Below are 17,194 nucleotides of genomic sequence, written 5' to 3'. Positions count from 1 at the left end.
ATTGGAATAATTTGTCGAAAAATAACAGCTAAATTATGGAATATATACATGACAGTGAGAAGAGCATTCGCGCTTGACATATTCATCGCACAAATTTAAAAGCACCTCCCCATCATTAGGAAGGTGCTTTTAATTAAATTATCGACAATGTTAAAGACGAAAGCGATTGATTATGCGTAAAATACCCCGGTCTCTCGGACATCATACCCGCCAAGTGCCAGAACATCCTCTTGGAAGGCTTTACTTTGGATAACAGAAATCATCGCCTTCATGCGGGGTTCTTCAAGATATTCACGTGGAATTGCCAGATCATATCGTTCTTCACCAATCACAACATAATCTAAGCCCAAGGCTTCCGCCGCACTTTGAATACCCAATCCAACATCGGCTGCCCCCGAGGCAACTGCTATAGCAACCGCTAAATGCGTAAATTCTTCTCGCTCATACCCTAAAATTTGCTCTTTGCTAAGCCCTTGTTGCTGGAGCAAGAAATCAAAAAGCACTCGGGTCCCGGAACCGCCCTGACGATTAATAAATCGAACACCCGGCTTAGTAAAATCCGCCAGGGTCTTAATATTCAGCGGGTTACCTTTGGGTACGATAAGAACTTGAGTCCTATAGACCAAGTTCATCAAGGCGATATCTCTTCCCGGTAAAAACCGTTTTAAATAGGCGTGATTGTATTCCCCTGTCTCAGGATCGAGCAAGTGAATTCCTGCGAAATGGGCTTCCTCTTTGCGCAAGGACAGAATTCCAGCAAGACTGCCTACATGTGCTGAAGCAATGCCCCCATACCCGCCTCTAGCCTTCATATGACTGCTTAAAACATCCAGGGTAAGATCATGGGAGCCAATGCATACGAGAGTTTCTTCCAACTCCGAAACAGGGCGCAAAAGTTCTATTGGCACTGTTTCTCCCTCGTGAAACCCTTCCTGTAAGCGAGGAACCCGGAGCATCCCATCCGCCCTTACCAAGCTCATCGTGACACCCGCCCCTCTGCTCAAAGGAGCGGCAACCCAACGCTCTCCGACTTTCCCCACCTTAACCCGCACGAACTCTTCGCTGCCGAGTGAGGAAAAGACTTTTTTACTGATCACAGCATCTAACGAAGTCTGAGTATCTTTACCCAAACCTTGATAATGCTTCACCCAAGGTTCCAAAAATAAATGCGCGGTCAAGTAAGCCGACACCGGATAGCCCGGGATCCCAATAGCAGGCTTATCTTGAACTTCTCCTAAGACAACAGGTTTGCCTGGTTTAATGGCAACACCATGCAGATAAAGGGTTCCATGCTTGCCAACTAAATGAGACGTATAATCGTCCCGCCCCTGGGATGATCCGGCAATGATGACTAGAATATCCTGAGAAGCTGCCATTTGCAAGATTGCAGCTTCCAGTTGCTCTTGTTTATCCGGTGTAATCGGCCATATCGTTGCAGATCCACCCCATTCTTCCACTAAGGAAGCAAGCACAGTCGAATTACTGTCTACAATATCTCCCACCTGCAGATCAGCTTCAACGGGCCGGATTTCATCACCAGTCGGCAAGATTCCTACCTTAGGTTTGCATCGGACTTCAACCTCTATAACCCCAGCAGCCAGTAATGCCCCCTGGTCTTGAGGCCGAATGCGGTGATGAATAGGCAGCAGCACTTCCCCTTCAACAATATCCTCCCCTACTGGGCGAACATGATTCCAAGGAACGATAGGTGCTTGGAGCAGAATTCCCTTTTCGCCCAATTCCAAGACATCTTCGAGCATGACGACTGCATCCATTCCTTCAGGAAGCGGATCACCAGTATCTACTTGAATTGCTTGAACTCCAAGTTCTAACCAACGAGGCTCACGCTCCGAGATTCCATGGGTATCCTTAGCCCTAACAGCATATCCGTCCATCGCTGAAGCCGCAAAATGAGGCGAACTTTTTTTGGCTCTGACAATTGCCCCCGTGATTCTATGCAATGCTAGACGAACATCTATCGATTCGTTTTGGGGAAGACAACGCCCGGCAAGCTTGTCCATCATTAACTTTAGACCTTCTTGCCAAGCCGTATTTTCAAGATATATTTGTCGTTCCAAGTTTCTTTACCTCCTCTTCAAGACAGTTATATTTTAACGCAAGAGCCGGAAAGAAACCTCTTTCCCTGCTTCAATACCTTCTGTATCTAAGGGAATGTGAACTATGGCATCAGCTAGTACCATTGTTCTTATTAAGCCGGATTTTCCTCGAACCGGCTCAACCTGCCATCCTTCACCCTTCGGTATGATCCTAACTCGTACAAACTCCTCACGCCCGCTTCCTGAATATAAGTTTTGGGATAAGGCCCCTTTTGGCAGAGGATCAACTTGGGGGTTTAACAATGAACCATCCAACAACGGACGAACGAGTGTGTCAAAAACGACCATCGCCGAGGCAGGATGTCCTGGAAGTCCGAAAATTAATTTGCCATCAACCACCCCACCGATCGTTGGCTTACCTGGCTTAAGTGCTAAACCATGAAAAAGCAGTCCCGGCTCTCCTAATTCGCCGATAAGTTGGGCGGATAGATCACGTAACCCTACCGAACTCCCGCCGGAGAGCAAAACAACATCATTTTCCTTTAACATCTGGGCAAGCACTTTACGGAGCTCTTCCAAATCATCTTTCACTATTCCGTAATAGCGAGCATCTGCACCACTTGCTAAGGCCTGACCCAGCAAGGTATAGCCGTTAATATCTCTTGACTGACCAGGCAAAGGTTCTTGTTCAGGAGGAATGATTTCATCCCCAGTCGAAAGAATCCCGACGTGAAAACGAGGTAATACCGGAACATAAGCCAGTCCAAGAGACGCCAGGAGTCCCATTTCCTGGGCTCTGATTCGTGTAAATTCAGAAAGAATAATTTCCCCTTCGACCAGATCTTCCCCAATGTCAATGAGATTTTCTCCAGGTGCAACGGCCTTCGTGACACCATAAAGAGTTTCCCCAAAGTGTTCAAGCCGTTCAACCATCACAACTGCATCCGCTCCCTCAGGAAGCATTCCGCCTGTGGGCATTAGTAGTCCCGTCCCCTGTTCCAGTGTTTTTGAGGGAGCTTCACCCATTCGTATTTCGCCACAACACTCTATTAAGGCTGGCATACTTTCACTGGCACCAAATGTATCTGCCGCTCGAACAGCCATCCCATCCATCGTAGATTTACGAAAATGAGGTAACGCACAGGTCGCTGGAATATCCTGCGTTAGAATACGTCCCAGTGATTCAGCCAAAGGTATCTTTTCAACCCGCTGATAAAATGAGAGAACATAGGGTTTTAATGAGTCGATTGCCTCAGCCAACGTTTGGACCTTAAATAATTCACTGCTGCTTCCCATGCTCTATTACACCTTCCACGATCATATTTTTGTCATATAGAAAAAGGCAGAATTTTAAAGTACTAAACCCAAAATGAAAAATTATGTATTATTGATTTCAAAGCGTTCAAATTCCATAGTAAGTAAATCCACCTGCAACCATGCCCTGCGCAGGGCAGGCATACGTCCTGCCAATAATTTTACACCCTCTGCTACACTTAGGCTTGCTAAGACAGCGGGCGTGAACGCAGGATTGCCCCACGTACTCTCTACTCCCCGTTCCCCATTCCCAAATAAGCGCGAGACGCTAAAATCCCCGGGTAAACTAACTCCTATTTGGCCAAACCACCCAGCAATGCTAGCAAAAACCAGTGGTAACTTAAGGCGGTGACAGACCCTTTCCAACTCGACTCGAGTAGCTAGGGAGTCAAGAGCATCAAAAACCAAGTCGACTTCTCGAAACATTTCCGGTCCCTTTTCCTCCTTAAACCACTCTTTAATAATTTCCACTTTCACCTCAGAATTTACACTTCGCAATCTGTCCCGGGCAGCTTCCACCTTCCACTGCCCGATATTCAGTTCGGTCGCCATAATCTGGCGATTGAGATTACTAACCTCTAAGCGGTCCCCATCAATCAGCACTAATCGACCAACTCCGATTCGTGCGAGCTCTTCGGCTATATAACCGCCAAGCCCTCCACAGCCCACGATTGCAACACATGAGTTTGCCAGTTTATGCTGATCCTCATCAGTCAAAGTTTTCTTGTTTCGAACGTAACGACCTTCTATCGTCATTTAGCCCCCTCCCACAGGTGGAAAGAGTGCAATAGTATCTCCATCGTTCAAGAGGTGCTGTTCCTTAACATCCCGGCCATTAACCAAACAAATGGCCACTTCTTCCGGCAGAATATTCAACAGTTGGAGGACATCAAGAACCCGACTGTCTTCTGAAAGATTTTTCTCTTCAACTTTAAAACGACCATCTCGAAACGTCGCAAATAGTTTAACCGTCACACGCATTTCACTACCCCCCTCTCTGTTATATACCCTGGAAAGCCGATAGTTATTTGCACATCTTGCAGATGATGATTATTTGTTCTAGTATACCATGACTTCAAGGGGAGACCCTAAAAAAAGGTCCCCCCTCAATATTTGTTCATCGATTACCGTCTAGTCTAAGTTCGTAACAACAGTTTTAGTTTCGGATTTCTAACCTATGCTTGAAAATCCTAGATTCCCAGCATATTTAGACGCTCTGGGGTTGGCACACCTGCTTTATCCCATCCGCGTTCAGCATAGTACTGTACCAGAAGCTCAGGCAAGTTATGCATTTGTCCTTTTGAAGGACCGGAAGGAATTGGATCGTTTAATAAACGTTTAGGCAAGGTGTCATCGGCAGCAGAGTATCCAACTTTCAGGTTGTGTAAACGCTCTATATTCCAAATTCGTTCTCCACAAGCTAGAAGCTCCTCATCGGTATAATTAAAACCAGTCACAGCATTTACGAGTGATGTATAATCAGTTAAGCCCAGTGCGAAGGAAGAGAACAAACAGAGTCCTACAGCATCAATAACGGCTGTGAGATCTTGGAAAATCTTAGTCCATGTCGCTTTTCCTTCGAGGGAATTACGATCAAGTTTTTCTGGAAGCCCCAAAATTTCCGGAGAAATCATGTACCCGCGAACGTGACATCCTCCACGGTTGCTTGTTGCATAGGATAAGGCTTGCCCTTGTATGCCACGTGGGTCGTAGGCTGGCAGTTCTTGCTTCTTAACGCTCATTGAAAGTTCCGGGGCGCCATAGCTTTCTGCTAGATTATAAGAACCCATCGCCATTTTGGCTCCCAATCCTTCAACATAAGCGATTTTTCGTACCCATTCAACCATGCCTTTAGCATTGCCAAACTCTAACGGTGTACCATCGAGTTCTTCTGGTTTAATGTAGCCGCGCTGAACGAGTTCCATTCCCGCTGCAATTGTTCCACCGACAGAAATAGTGTCTAAACCTAGTTTGTTACATAAATCGTTAGCCTCATGAATTGCATCAAAGTCGTGGATACCACAATCTGAACCAAAGACCCAAGCAGTTTCATACTCTGGGCCTGCCCCTTCTTTGCCATCCCATTTACTATAGCGACCACATGCAATGGGGCAACGATAACAAGGATGCTTCTTAAGCAAATATTTCTCAGTCAAGGTTTCTCCGCTGATTAAATCTGCCTCAGGATCATAGGAACCTTGGAAGTTATTGACCGGATATACTCCTGTTTCATTGATAATATTGACAAGCACAGCCGATCCGTAAGTTGGGAGCCCTTGTCCTGTTACGCCATTTTCCCGAATTTTCTTCAAGGAATTAGCAACGACTTCTTTCATTTGGTCAGGATTCGCATTCTCTACTTTTCCTGTTCCACGGACTACAATCCCTTTAACGTTTTTAGATCCCATAACAGCGCCTACCCCAGTACGCCCTGCAGCCCGATAGAGGTCATTTACAATCGCTGCCATTAAGGAAAGATTTTCTCCAGCTGGTCCGATGGCTAAAACTTTCGCTTTGTCATCTCCAAATTCTTGTTTTAAAGCATCAGTTGTCTCATAAACATCCTTACCCCAAACCTTGCCTGCGTCCTTGATTTCCACTTGTCCATCCTTAATGGAAATATAGACAGGATGATCTGACTTGCCTTCCAAGACAAGCATATCATAACCAGCAAATTTGAGTTCTGCACCCCAATATCCCCCAGAATTCGAAGATGCGATAACCCCATTCAGAGGAGACTTGGTCACAACCATATACCTTGATGGAGTTGGGGCGTTTGTACCAGTCAGCACTCCAGAAGCAATAAACAACTTGTTCGCTGGAGAAAGCGCATCTACATCTGAAGCTACCTCATCCGCAAACATTTTGCCAGCAAGACCCCGCCCGCCTAAATATTTCTTTGCAAGTTCCATGCTTAAAGGCTCAGTACTAGTTTTTCCTTCTGTGAGATTAATTCTTAATATTTTCCCAGTATACCCACCCATGAATCTTCCCCCTTATTTCTATAAAATATTTTTACTAAACCTTTTCTTAAGAGAATAAATCTTTCTCTCATATAGAGATATAGCAATATTCATGCCATTTTTAACAATCAAAAAAATAGATTTAAATATTCTAATAAATCTAACTATATCAAAATAAAACAAATTAAAACAAATTAAAACAAGCAAGTTTATTTTCATTAAAGTGCCCTCCAAGGATATGTAGATGACCATTATTATTATGTTGCGCTAAAAGTGTTCCCTATTTGAGCATTTTACTCGGATAATATGTCCCAATATAGAACACTAATGGAATATTTATATTTTTTGGACTAGTTGTTTGAATTGAACAGATATGGTATTGTGAAAATATTAAAGACAAAAAAAACCATGTCAGAGAGGAAAGGAAAGCGATATATGGATAACTATTGGAAACGTTTTATAAATGGCGAGAGCGTTGAATCCGAAGTATCTCCTACCATCTATCGTTCCTGGCAAAGAAGCATTGAGTATCATGTAGACCATACTCTAATTTCTCATCAGGATATTCTTTCTACTCCGCGCTTAAGTGAACGCCGCGAGGCACAAGACACCCTGATCAGAGCGAGTGAACCCGTTTTGCCATACATTTTCAGCTTGCTTGGAAATACTAATTATACCGTGTTGTTGGGTGATAACGATGGCTACATTATCGAGGCCGTCGGAGATGCGCCCTTTATGAGTAAAGCTCAAAAAGTAAATCTAAGTCCAGGTGCCAGTTGGAGTGAGGAAATCCGAGGGACTAATGCCATTGGAACTGCCCTCCGCGATAATGCCCCCATGTCCGTCTTTGGTTGGGAGCACTTTGTGCATGATAATCATTTTTTGGCCTGTTGGGCTGCCCCAATTCAAAGTAGCCAGGGTACCCCGCTTGGGGTTTTAGATATTAGCGGAGATGCTAATCCAGACCGTCAAAAGATTTTAAATATTGCCATGATGGGTGCGAGTATGATCGAAAAAAACTTGCGACTTTTCGAGCTGGAAAACCAATTAAAATTTTACCAAGAAGGTTCCAAGTTAGCTTCCTCACTATTGCAACAAGGATTTCTGGCTATTGATCAAAATGGCGTCATTACTAACATCAACTCCTACGGTGCCGGACTGCTTGGCCGCAGACAAGAAGATATCATTGGGCGACTCGCTGGCGAAGTTTTTAGTACGCCAAAAGGATGGATGTTGAACGGACATTCCCTGAATCTCCATTTAAAAGATAGCTCAGGGAAAGAAATTACCTCCCACTTAAATCAGGTAGTCAATGAAGCCGGTCAATCACTGGGCGCAGTAGGAACGTTGCAAATCTCAAAGAAAGCTCCTCTGTCCAATATTACGTGGATAGGGACCAGCCAGCTTTCCCAGCGAACTTTGGCACGAGCTTCCAAAATTGCCTCAACCCACTCTTCTGTGCTCATTCATGGAGAAAGCGGAACTGGCAAGGAGATTATTTCTCATACAATCCATCAACTTAGCTCACGCAGCGAAGGACCTTTTGTCGCCTTAAACTGTGCCTCACTCCCAGCCTCACTCATCGAAAGTGAGTTATTTGGCTATGTTGAGGGTGCCTTCACTGGAGCGCGCAGGGGAGGAAAACCCGGTAAATTTGAATTAGCAAACAAAGGGACTATTTTCCTTGATGAAATTGGAGACATGCCCTTAAATGTTCAAGTTGCACTCCTTCGAGTACTCCAAGAAAAAGAAGTTTCTCGAATAGGAGATACAAAGGCGATTAAAATAGATGTACGAGTTATTGCAGCAACCCACAAGGATCTTACTGCCCTAGTCGCTGCGGAAAAATTCCGTCTGGATTTATACTATCGCCTGAAAGTCGTCACTTTAGAATTACCTCCATTACGCGAACGTTCTGAAGACATTTTAGAGTTTGTTCCGTATTTTATCGATAAAACATGTACATCCCTTGATCTTCCTCCACTAGGAGTTCAAGAGGAAGTATATACTCATTTATTGTCCCATCACTGGCCTGGTAATGTCCGAGAATTGGAAAACTGTATTGAGGGCATGGTAGGTTTAGCAGAAGGCCCTCTTCTAACGGTAGCTGACTTACCCGACGAAATCGTGCAGAACCTGGGTAAATCTGAATCGTCAGCCTCAACCGAACCCTTGCTTGATCAACATACTAAACAAGCAATCCTCTATGCACTAACCCAAACCAAGGGAAAAATCGCGCCAGCCTCTAAGCTTCTTGGGATTGGACGAAATACGCTCTACAGAAAGATAAAAGAGCTTGATATTAAGTTTTAAGTCCTGTATCTTCAGTGAATAAAGAATCCTAAAAACAAATAATCCCTGGAAGCCTAGTTTTTGCGGGCTCCAGGGATTATTTATTATATGCAGAGGGGACAGAGGGAATTTCTTGTATTTAAGCTCTGCCTACAGCTTTGAGCAAGCCTTGAATCAAGGCTTGCGGCCGCGGTGGACAGCCTGGTATAAAGACATCTACCGGTATGATATTATTGACTCCCCCGGAGCTGGCATAGCTTTTACCGCAAATCCCCCCACTGCAGGCACATGTCCCGACAGCTAATACAATTTTTGGCGCGGGGGTCGCCGCAAAAGTCTTATGCACTGCAATTTCTAAGTTTCTAGTTACTGGCCCAGTTACCATTAACACATCGGCATGACGGGGAGAGGCCACAAAATCAAAGCCCATACGTTGTATATCGTAAACAGGCCCTGTCAGAGTCGTCATTTCCCAGTCACAGGCATTACAAGACCCTGAATCAAGGTGTCGTATGTGAACTGAATGTTTAAAAGCCTGAACTTGAGGAGCTCTATCAACACTTTCCACGAATTCATATTGCTCACCTTGAACAATTGCGCGGGTACAAACCTCAACACAGTACCCACAAAAAATACATTTCTTGGGATCTACTATCCAAAAGGCTTCCTTCTTTCCGCTTTGCAATTTTATGGCCTTTGTTGGACATATGTCTGCACACTGACCACATTGAACGCAACTTTGCACCTGCCATACCGGCAACCCTTGAAAACCAGTCCCCGGAACACTTGGAGTTTGCGGATAGTCCGTCGTAACTGTACCTGTCTTTAAGCTCTTGCGAAAAAGTCTGAGCATCATAGCCCTCCTATTAAAACATACTCATAGCATCATCTATCCAGACAAGAATAACATAGCTCAAAACTCTTGTTAATTACCGGAAAATCAGGAATGATATTTCCTGGTACCGTTGAAGGAATCACCGGCCAATTAACATAGGACGCTGATCGCACCATATAGCGATATATTGTTTGATCCTTACCTATCATGATAAAATGTACATTTTCTCCCCTAGCGGACTCTGTCATTCCTACAGCATAATTGTAGGGAATCATCTCTCCTAAGGTTTGAATTAATTTACCATTGGGCATCGATGCTAGAATCTGTCTAATGATGTTGATGGATTCATAGGTTTCATCAATCCGCACTTTGACCCTGGCTAAAACATCCCCTTGCTCATAAACTGGCACTTTGAATGAAACGCAATTGTAAGCGGCATAAGGATGGTCCCGCCGCACATCCCGATCAACGCCTGAAGCTCTTGCTGCTGGTCCGACTGCATGCAAGTCCCTGGCAATCTGATTGAATAATATACCGGTAGTCTGGACTCTATCCATATAGGAATTAGTATCTAACAGAATTTCAACTAACTCTCTAAACTCAAGTTCAAGTTTATCTAACGTAGCTAAAATGAGGTCACTGTCTAGAACTGAAATATCCCTTCTAACCCCACCGGGGGTATTAATTCCTCTCAAGAACCTGCTTCCAAAAACTGTTTCGTTGAGTCTCATGATATCTTCTTTCAGACGTGCTCCATGCATCGTTCCGAAAGCGAAACCAACCCCTGCACAAATATTTCCAACATCCCCGACGTGATTATATAAACGCTCAAGTTCCAGAACTACCGTCCTGATATAATTGACCCTTGTGGAAACTTCAGTTCCAGAGAGTTTTTCTATGGCCTGACAATAAGATGTGGCATGAGAAAAAGAACAAGCCCCGCAGATTCGTTCCACGATTGGAAATGCATCTAAAGGAGTTTTTCCTTCAGTTAATTTCTCCATTCCTCTATGAGTGAAGAATAACCTGGCCTCCAAATTAATGACAGTATCTCCCACAGCACTAAATAGAAAATGCCCTGGTTCAATGATTCCCGCATGAATAGGCCCAACGGGAACTTGCATTACTCCTTCACCTTCAACCCTATCGTAGGATTGCCGGCCCTCCGTCCTTGGGACCTCAAAATCGAAACTGAAATCCTTACGCAAGGGATACAATCCCTCCGGCCAATCTTCATGGACAGCCAAGCACCTTTTGTCCGGGTGCCCAATAGGATCCAAGCCAAAAAGATCCTGAATCTCGCGTTCATACCAATGAGCTGCTGGAACTACCTCCGTTATCGAAGGAAAAGACAGCTCGGTTTCAGCTATGGACACACTCACAACAATCAGAAAATTTTCGAGGTCATTGGCAAAAGTATAAAACAGACGAAAATGCCCGGTATTGCCCCGCTCATCTGCAGCCGTAAGTTGAATTAAAGGGAAGCCCCAATCCCGTAATTTAACAGCCAGGATAGGAATTTCGTTCTTATCAATTTCCAGATGAAGCTCATTAAAATGGGCCTTAGCGATGATTACCCCTTCCCCAAAGCAACTAGAAATCATAGCAATGACCCTGTCTTGCCTTATCATCACTGGTTCCCCCCTATAAACACGGTCGTTACTTGTTGCAGAATGTCTTCTATAAATCCTGGGATGTATACCCCGAAAACAACTACAGGTACTAGTGAAATCAGAATAAGTGCATTGCCGAATTTCCCATCCTCGCCCACTTTAACCCTGGTCGGCGGTGTCCCCAAGGCCATCTTGCTAATCGCATAAACAAATCCCGTAAAGATTAAAGTAATTAAGATTAAGATTAAACTTGTAACCGCGTACCTCCCTTGAGCAAAGCCTGAACTAAGAATGATAAATTCGCTGGTAAAAATACTAAATGGAGGCGCTCCAGCGATTGCTAAGCCCCCAATCATTAAGGCCGGACCTGTTACGGGCATTGTTTTAAGTAATCCTTTTATTCTAAGAATCCTTTTGGTGTGATAATGTTGACTAACATTACCCGCTATGAAAAAAAGTGATGATTTGGTTAAGGCGTGATTAATCATGTGCAGGAAAGCACCATACAAGGCTAATTTACTTCCAAAGCCTACTGCAACAGCGATAATTCCCATATGCTCAATACTTGAATAAGCGAGCAACCTCTTAATGTCATGCTGAATAAGAATAAATGGTAAGGCAACAGCAATTGATACTACTCCAAAGATTAAAATTAAATTTGATGAGAACTGCGGCCCCAGGGATTCCGAAACAACCAAGTGAAAGCGAACAATACTATAAAAGGCACAATTTAAAAGCACCCCTGAAAGCATTGCACTGATCGGAGAAGGAGCTTGGCTGTGAGCGTCAGGCAACCAAGTATGCATAGGCGCTAAACCAACCTTTGTCCCAAAGCCTACTAAGGCAAAAATGAATGCTAGTTTAAGCAACATCGGATCAAGTCGTTCGGCGACCTGTCTCAGAGTCTGCCAATCCAAAGAACCGCTTTCGCCAGTCACCGAAACAGCAGCATAATGCAAAAGGAGGGTTCCGAACAAAGCAAAAATAATGCCTACTGTACAAATGATGATGTACTTCCAGGCAGCTTCCAAAGAATTCTTTTTGTTGTAAAAACCTACTAATAAAGCAGTAGCAAGCGTCGTCCCTTCGACAGCTACCCACATGATGCCCAGGTTTGCAGATACTAGCGCGAGAAACATGGTAAATACAAAGATATACATCCAAAAATAATACCATTTGACTCGACTTTCTGAAAACTCCCCTATTCTAATATCATGAGCGAGATAACCTACAGAGTACAAAGCAACCATCAACCCAATAATGGCGACCAGACAAAGAATCAAAGCACTTAATGCATCAATAACGATAAATTGACCCCAAACCACACTAGAGCCGGCAAAAACCTGTCGAGCAATGAGTAATGCCGTTAAGACGGTCGTCGCAGAGCCCACTATACTGATAGCCCCTAATAGTCTTCTATTCGAAACCATCATGCTTAAGAGTGCTATAACTAAGGGTAGAGCAAGTAAAATCAGCGGCATACAATCAACCCCGTAAATTCCTTAGATTTTTTGTGTCAATCGTGTCAAAGCTCCTATTAATTTGGAACACTAACACACCCATGATTAAAACACCTACTAAAATATCCATGAAGATTCCCAGCTCAACAACCAAAGGCATACCATGGGTTGTACCAATCCCAGCCAAAAAGATTCCATTTTCTATGACAACTAAGCCTACGATTTGCATAATTGGAAACTTTAGATTTATCATGAGAAACAACCCAATCAGCATCATGGAGATGGCAGCTGGCAACGCCTCGTGAATAAGACCAGATCCGTTTCCAATGACTTGCCCAGTCGCTAAATAAGATGTGAAAACGAGACAAAAGGCAAACAAAAACATTAGTTTCAAGCTTAGAAAGGATTCTACTGCCCTGTTGATTGCCACTTTATGGACAGCTTTATTTAGAACAAACGGAATTATCCCCGCTTTCACCACTAATGTTAGTAACGCAGCGATATACATCTCATAATTCCCAGTCGCCCATCCCAACGCAATACATAAAACCCCGAGTAAAACTCCTTGGATAATCACCGCCATAATCACATTATTAAACCGGCGGGCAATAATGATTAAAAAGACAGTTGCTAAGACAAGCTCTATTAAGAAATTAACGAGGCCCTGATAATTTTGCATTTCCACGTAAATTACCCCCTGAACACAAACTTAGAAACGAGTCCTATTAAGCCTATTAAAAAGGATCCCAGGAGTAAATCGGGTACCTTAAATAACCTGGTTTTAGCGAAAGAAGTTTCTACAATAGCCATGATTATCCCTATGACTGTTACTTTTAAAATAAACACCAGGGTGCCTAAAATCAAAGCTCCTATCCCAAAGACGGAAGCTATTCCCCAGGGGAAAAAGATATTAACCAGCAATGTAAAGATCAGCAACTGTTTAATCGAAACAGCCACTGACAGCAACGCTAGATTCTTACCTGAGTATTCCAACATCATGCCTTCATGGATCATGGTTAACTCTAAATGAGTATCTGGATTATCGACCGGAATTCGCCCGGTTTCCGCAACAGCCACAATAAATAAAGCCACAAACGACATTAGATGAGCGAGGGTTAAGACCCCCTCTCCGCCATTGATAACACTTTGTACAATTCCCGTCAGGTTTGTCGTCCCCGCAGCAACTGCCATAGTAAAGAGCGGCAACATAAACGCTGGCTCTGAGATTGCGGCAACGGCCATTTCCCTGCTGCTGCCCATTCCGCCAAAAGCACTTCCGGCATCTAAACCTGCCAGAGCCAAGAAAAATCGAGCAAGAGCGAAGAGGTAAATGATAAGAATGAGATCCCCAGTGAAGCCTAAAAAGCTTTTAGTTGCTACTACCGGAACTATTGCGGCTGCCATTAACATCGAAGTGAGATAAATATGAGGAGTTACTCTAAAAATCCATGAAGCATGTTCTGATACCACCGACTCTTTTTGCATATATTTATAAAGATCATAATAGGGTTGAAAAACACTAGGCCCCTTACGTGTTTGAAAAAAAGCCTTAGTCTTCTTGATTATTCCTGTGAGTAAAGGTGCAAATAATACAATCAAGAGCATTTGATAAGCACCGACAGCTGCTTCCCGAAGCACATAATCCCCTCCTATCTCGCAAAAATAAGCAGTACAACCAAGGTAACAAAGATATACGATAAATAAAGCTGAATACTTCCGGATTGTAATACCGTAAATTTATTTGCCAATTTTAAGAAAAATTTAAATTGAGGTCTGTAAAGAGTATCTTCAAAAAAGGGTTTAATGCCCCCTTTATATTTGATACGACTGGTAAAATACGGTTTAAGAACATATTCTTTCTCGATCTTTCTAGTTGGCCGCAATATTGCTCGAAACATGATTCGGATGGGTTTAGAAAAAGAGGTGGCAGTATACTCCATATTGGAAGTTTGAGCTACCCCGCAATTCCAGGTTTCATCAATTCGAGTATTTCTAAACTTGCCAAATCTATTGAAAATTAAATAAACTGACAAAGCACTTAACATCAAAACAGTCAGTATAATTACAGGGGATATGGAAGTGGCTCCAAGAACTGTCCCCTGCTCGATAAGCGAAGTAATGGCCAGCCAACGATACCCACCCATCTGAATCGTTACTACACTAAGGAGGCTAGCCGTAACAGGACTCAATAGGTCAATAACCAACGAGGGCACAACCCCAAAGAGAAAGCATAATGAAGCTAATAGACCCATGCCAACCAGCATTGTGCGAGGTACTTCTTTGGCCTTTTCCGCCTTGGTACTGCGAGGTAAGGCAAGAAACATAATCCCGAAGGCTTTGACAAAACAGGCAGCGGCCAGAGCACCTGTTAAGGCTAAAGCAGCTGCTAGAACTGGTCCCATAATATTAATGCCCGCTCCCAGATTTGCCGTACCCAAGCCCAATAATGATTGGAAAGTCATCCACTCGCTGGCGAAACCATTGAAAGGAGGGATAGCGGAGATTGAAATTGACCCAATAAGAAAAAAGAATCCCGTCCATGGCATTCTTTTTAAAAGCCCACCCATTTCTTCTATGTCTCTCGTATGTGTCGCATAATGAACCGCTCCGGCTCCTAAAAAGAGTAAACCTTTGAAAACCGCATGATTGAACGTATGAAATAAGCCCGCTGTCAAACCGATCATAGCAAGATGATGGCGGCCATCGCTAACAAAAATAAGAGCGGAGCCGATACCTAATAAAATTATTCCGATATTCTCTACGCTATGGTAGGCCAACAAACGTTTAATATCATGCTCCATTAAGGCATACATAACCCCCAGTAAGGCTGATACTGCCCCAATAATGAGGATTAATACCCCCCACCAAAGAGGGCCGGTCCCTAAGACCCCAAAGGTGATTCTAATAAATCCATAAATCGCTGTTTTTAGCATTATTCCGGACATGAGGGCTGAAACATTGCTTGGAGCAGCAGGGTGAGCTTTAGGTAACCAAATATGTAAGGGTACAATGCCTGCTTTAGTCCCAAATCCAAGGGTGACTAGAATAAAGATAACAGATTTCATAGTTGGGGAAAGATTTTGCGATATACCAGCGTATTGACTAAAAAGAAGATAACTGCCTGTTTCTTTATATAAAAGTAAAAATGCGATAATTAAAAACGCTGTGCCAATATGTGTCATCACTATATAAATAAAACCAGCCCGGCGAACTCGAGAATCCTGATGTTCAAATACTACCAAGAAATAAGACACTAGAGACATTATCTCCCAAAAAAACAGAAACATAAATGTATTACTGCTGGACACTAGGGCTAACATCGATAAGATAAAAAGGTTATAAAATAACCCCAAAACTCCTACATTTTGTTTGCCAATATAAGCTCTGGCATAGCCATAAGAAAAGATAGACGCCGATAGACCGAGGACCGAGATAACCGTAATAAAAAACGCTGTTAAAGGGTCAACACTAAATTGAAGGGCAGTCCCAAAAATTGACCAAGGCAAGATTATTTCTAACGAGCGCTCAGACAACAAGAGTGTCGGACCTAAAATTATACCAGACAGGCTAGCCAAACTGGCAAACGAATAACCCATTAAAATACTTATGTGTGGTTTCTTTTGCAGGACATAAGAGAGTATGGCTCCTAATAACAGAGATCCTAACATAAATACAAATAATAATTCATCAGATACTGGCATTTCTACCCCCCTTCCAAATTGTATAAATTAATATATTTATCCTAATATTAGCAGATAATGTGAATTTAATCATAAGCAACTACTTCATAAAGATCAATCAGCAAAAATAGCCTTTCTAAGCCAAAAATCATAATATTCCGTCGTATTTGCGCGTATAACAGCTTATTTCCCATGTTATCAACATTTTCAAGACAATCTTCCTAAGATATTTGTAAAATCCTTTAGCTCAAGCCTTTTGACGCCAGCTGGAATGTCTCTTTGGTTAACGACCGAATGAAAAGAGACGCCCCCAAATCATGGATGCGTCTCTTAATATATACGTTTAACCTACTTGTAAACCATAGTTTGCGCAAAGGGCAGCCAATCCCCCTGAGAAACCACTGCCGATAGCATTAAACTTCCATTCTCCTTGGTGACGATAAAGTTCGCAAACTACAAGCGCTGTTTCAACCGAGAAATCTTCTCCTAAATCATATCGCATGACTTCTTGTCCATTGGTTTCGTTTATAACGCGCACAAATGCATTTGATACTTGACCAAAGTTCTGCGATCTTTGTGCTGCATCATGAATTGTAACTGTAAAAGCAATCTTTTCTACATGGGCAGGTACTGTGGCCAGATCAACATTAACTTGTTCATCATCTCCATCACCTGCTCCAGTAAGATTGTCGCCTGTATGTTGTACTGATCCGTTACCCCCAACGAGGTTGTTGTAATATATGAAATCTTCAATACCACCGGCTTTACCATTTTTATCAAGTAAGAACACCGAGGCATCCAAGTCAAAATCCGACCCGCCAGAATACTTGTTGGTATCCCAACCTAATCCGACAATGATCTTCGTTAGACCAGGGTTTCCCTTAGTTAAGTCAATCTTTTGTCCTTTTTGAAGACTAATGACTGCCATAAAAACACCTCTTATTATTCATTTAGGACATACTTTATATCAAATTGAAGTT

At 43.1% G+C, this 17,194-nt stretch carries 13 protein-coding genes; 1 reads left to right on the top strand and 12 read right to left on the bottom strand.

Annotated elements, in window-relative coordinates; all coding sequences use genetic code 11:
- Positions 1 to 170: 170 nt before the first annotated feature.
- The 5 genes from M8E35_RS10815 to M8E35_RS10795 form a co-directional block, all read right to left on the bottom strand.
- Positions 171 to 2,078 (bottom strand): molybdopterin biosynthesis protein, encoded by a 1,908-nt coding sequence (locus tag M8E35_RS10815; RefSeq protein ID WP_252468932.1) that lies wholly within the window; start codon positions 2,076 to 2,078, stop codon positions 171 to 173.
- Between the two features lie 33 nt (positions 2,079 to 2,111).
- Positions 2,112 to 3,353 carry a molybdopterin molybdotransferase MoeA gene (locus M8E35_RS10810; RefSeq protein ID WP_252468929.1) on the bottom strand — a complete coding sequence of 414 codons (1,242 nt, stop codon included), beginning with the start codon at positions 3,351 to 3,353 and terminating at the stop codon, positions 2,112 to 2,114.
- Between the two features lie 81 nt (positions 3,354 to 3,434).
- On the bottom strand, positions 3,435 to 4,127 hold the full coding sequence (locus M8E35_RS10805) for a HesA/MoeB/ThiF family protein (RefSeq protein WP_252468927.1): 693 nt from the start codon (positions 4,125 to 4,127) through the stop codon (positions 3,435 to 3,437).
- Entirely contained in the window at positions 4,128 to 4,352 is a 225-nt protein-coding gene (locus M8E35_RS10800; RefSeq protein ID WP_252468925.1) for a MoaD/ThiS family protein, read from the bottom strand.
- Positions 4,353 to 4,561: 209 nt separating this feature from the next.
- A complete protein-coding gene (locus M8E35_RS10795; protein WP_252468923.1) occupies positions 4,562 to 6,355 on the bottom strand; it encodes an aldehyde ferredoxin oxidoreductase family protein in 1,794 nt (597 codons plus the stop codon).
- A gap of 414 nt (positions 6,356 to 6,769) precedes the next feature.
- Here M8E35_RS10795 and M8E35_RS10790 point away from each other — a divergent pair, with 414 nt between their 5' ends.
- Positions 6,770 to 8,647: a sigma-54-dependent Fis family transcriptional regulator gene (locus M8E35_RS10790; protein WP_252468921.1), complete on the top strand. Its 1,878-nt coding sequence runs from the start codon at positions 6,770 to 6,772 to the stop codon at positions 8,645 to 8,647.
- Between the two features lie 118 nt (positions 8,648 to 8,765).
- Here M8E35_RS10790 and M8E35_RS10785 read toward each other — a convergent pair whose 3' ends face one another.
- The 7 genes from M8E35_RS10785 to M8E35_RS10755 form a co-directional block, all read right to left on the bottom strand.
- Entirely contained in the window at positions 8,766 to 9,479 is a 714-nt protein-coding gene (locus M8E35_RS10785; protein WP_252468919.1) for an NADH-quinone oxidoreductase subunit B family protein, read from the bottom strand.
- Between the two features lie 32 nt (positions 9,480 to 9,511).
- On the bottom strand, positions 9,512 to 11,092 hold the full coding sequence (locus M8E35_RS10780) for a hydrogenase large subunit (protein ID WP_252468917.1): 1,581 nt from the start codon (positions 11,090 to 11,092) through the stop codon (positions 9,512 to 9,514).
- Positions 11,092 to 12,555 (bottom strand): hydrogenase 4 subunit F, encoded by a 1,464-nt coding sequence (locus M8E35_RS10775; RefSeq protein WP_252468915.1) that lies wholly within the window; start codon positions 12,553 to 12,555, stop codon positions 11,092 to 11,094. Before M8E35_RS10775 ends, M8E35_RS10780 begins: the two co-directional genes overlap by 1 nt.
- Positions 12,556 to 12,559: 4 nt before the next feature.
- A complete protein-coding gene (locus M8E35_RS10770) occupies positions 12,560 to 13,213 on the bottom strand; it encodes a hydrogenase (protein ID WP_252469177.1) in 654 nt (217 codons plus the stop codon).
- Positions 13,214 to 13,224: 11 nt separating this feature from the next.
- On the bottom strand, positions 13,225 to 14,172 hold the full coding sequence (locus M8E35_RS10765) for a respiratory chain complex I subunit 1 family protein (protein WP_252468913.1): 948 nt from the start codon (positions 14,170 to 14,172) through the stop codon (positions 13,225 to 13,227).
- 11 nt (positions 14,173 to 14,183) lie between these two features.
- The gene (gene hyfB, locus M8E35_RS10760) at positions 14,184 to 16,235 is read right to left on the bottom strand and encodes a hydrogenase 4 subunit B (RefSeq protein WP_252468911.1); all 2,052 of its coding nucleotides are present in this window, start codon (positions 16,233 to 16,235) and stop codon (positions 14,184 to 14,186) included.
- A gap of 322 nt (positions 16,236 to 16,557) precedes the next feature.
- On the bottom strand, positions 16,558 to 17,142 hold the full coding sequence (locus M8E35_RS10755; RefSeq protein ID WP_229249099.1) for a TerD family protein: 585 nt from the start codon (positions 17,140 to 17,142) through the stop codon (positions 16,558 to 16,560).
- Between the last annotated feature and the right edge of the window lie 52 nt (positions 17,143 to 17,194).

Source organism: Desulfosporosinus nitroreducens (genome assembly GCF_023897015.1).
Taxonomy (GTDB): domain Bacteria; phylum Bacillota; class Desulfitobacteriia; order Desulfitobacteriales; family Desulfitobacteriaceae; genus Desulfosporosinus; species Desulfosporosinus nitroreducens.
The sequence above is the reverse complement of the archived record's forward strand: the minus strand, read 5'-3'. Positions and strand labels throughout refer to the sequence as shown.

What these genes read in the sequence shown, in the direction of transcription:
- M8E35_RS10810 (WP_252468929.1), bottom strand. Translation starts at nt 3,353, where the DNA reads ATGGGAAGCAGCAGTGAATTATTTAAGGTCCAAACGTTGGCTGAGGCA.
- M8E35_RS10805 (WP_252468927.1), bottom strand. Translation starts at nt 4,127, where the DNA reads ATGACGATAGAAGGTCGTTACGTTCGAAACAAGAAAACTTTGACTGAT.
- M8E35_RS10800 (WP_252468925.1), bottom strand. Translation starts at nt 4,352, where the DNA reads ATGCGTGTGACGGTTAAACTATTTGCGACGTTTCGAGATGGTCGTTTT.
- M8E35_RS10795 (WP_252468923.1), bottom strand. Translation starts at nt 6,355, where the DNA reads ATGGGTGGGTATACTGGGAAAATATTAAGAATTAATCTCACAGAAGGA.
- M8E35_RS10790 (WP_252468921.1), top strand. Translation starts at nt 6,770, where the DNA reads ATGGATAACTATTGGAAACGTTTTATAAATGGCGAGAGCGTTGAATCC.
- M8E35_RS10785 (WP_252468919.1), bottom strand. Translation starts at nt 9,479, where the DNA reads ATGCTCAGACTTTTTCGCAAGAGCTTAAAGACAGGTACAGTTACGACG.
- M8E35_RS10780 (WP_252468917.1), bottom strand. Translation starts at nt 11,092, where the DNA reads ATGATAAGGCAAGACAGGGTCATTGCTATGATTTCTAGTTGCTTTGGG.
- M8E35_RS10775 (WP_252468915.1), bottom strand. Translation starts at nt 12,555, where the DNA reads ATGCCGCTGATTTTACTTGCTCTACCCTTAGTTATAGCACTCTTAAGC.
- M8E35_RS10770 (WP_252469177.1), bottom strand. Translation starts at nt 13,213, where the DNA reads ATGCAAAATTATCAGGGCCTCGTTAATTTCTTAATAGAGCTTGTCTTA.
- hyfB (WP_252468911.1), bottom strand. Translation starts at nt 16,235, where the DNA reads ATGCCAGTATCTGATGAATTATTATTTGTATTTATGTTAGGATCTCTG.
- M8E35_RS10755 (WP_229249099.1), bottom strand. Translation starts at nt 17,142, where the DNA reads ATGGCAGTCATTAGTCTTCAAAAAGGACAAAAGATTGACTTAACTAAG.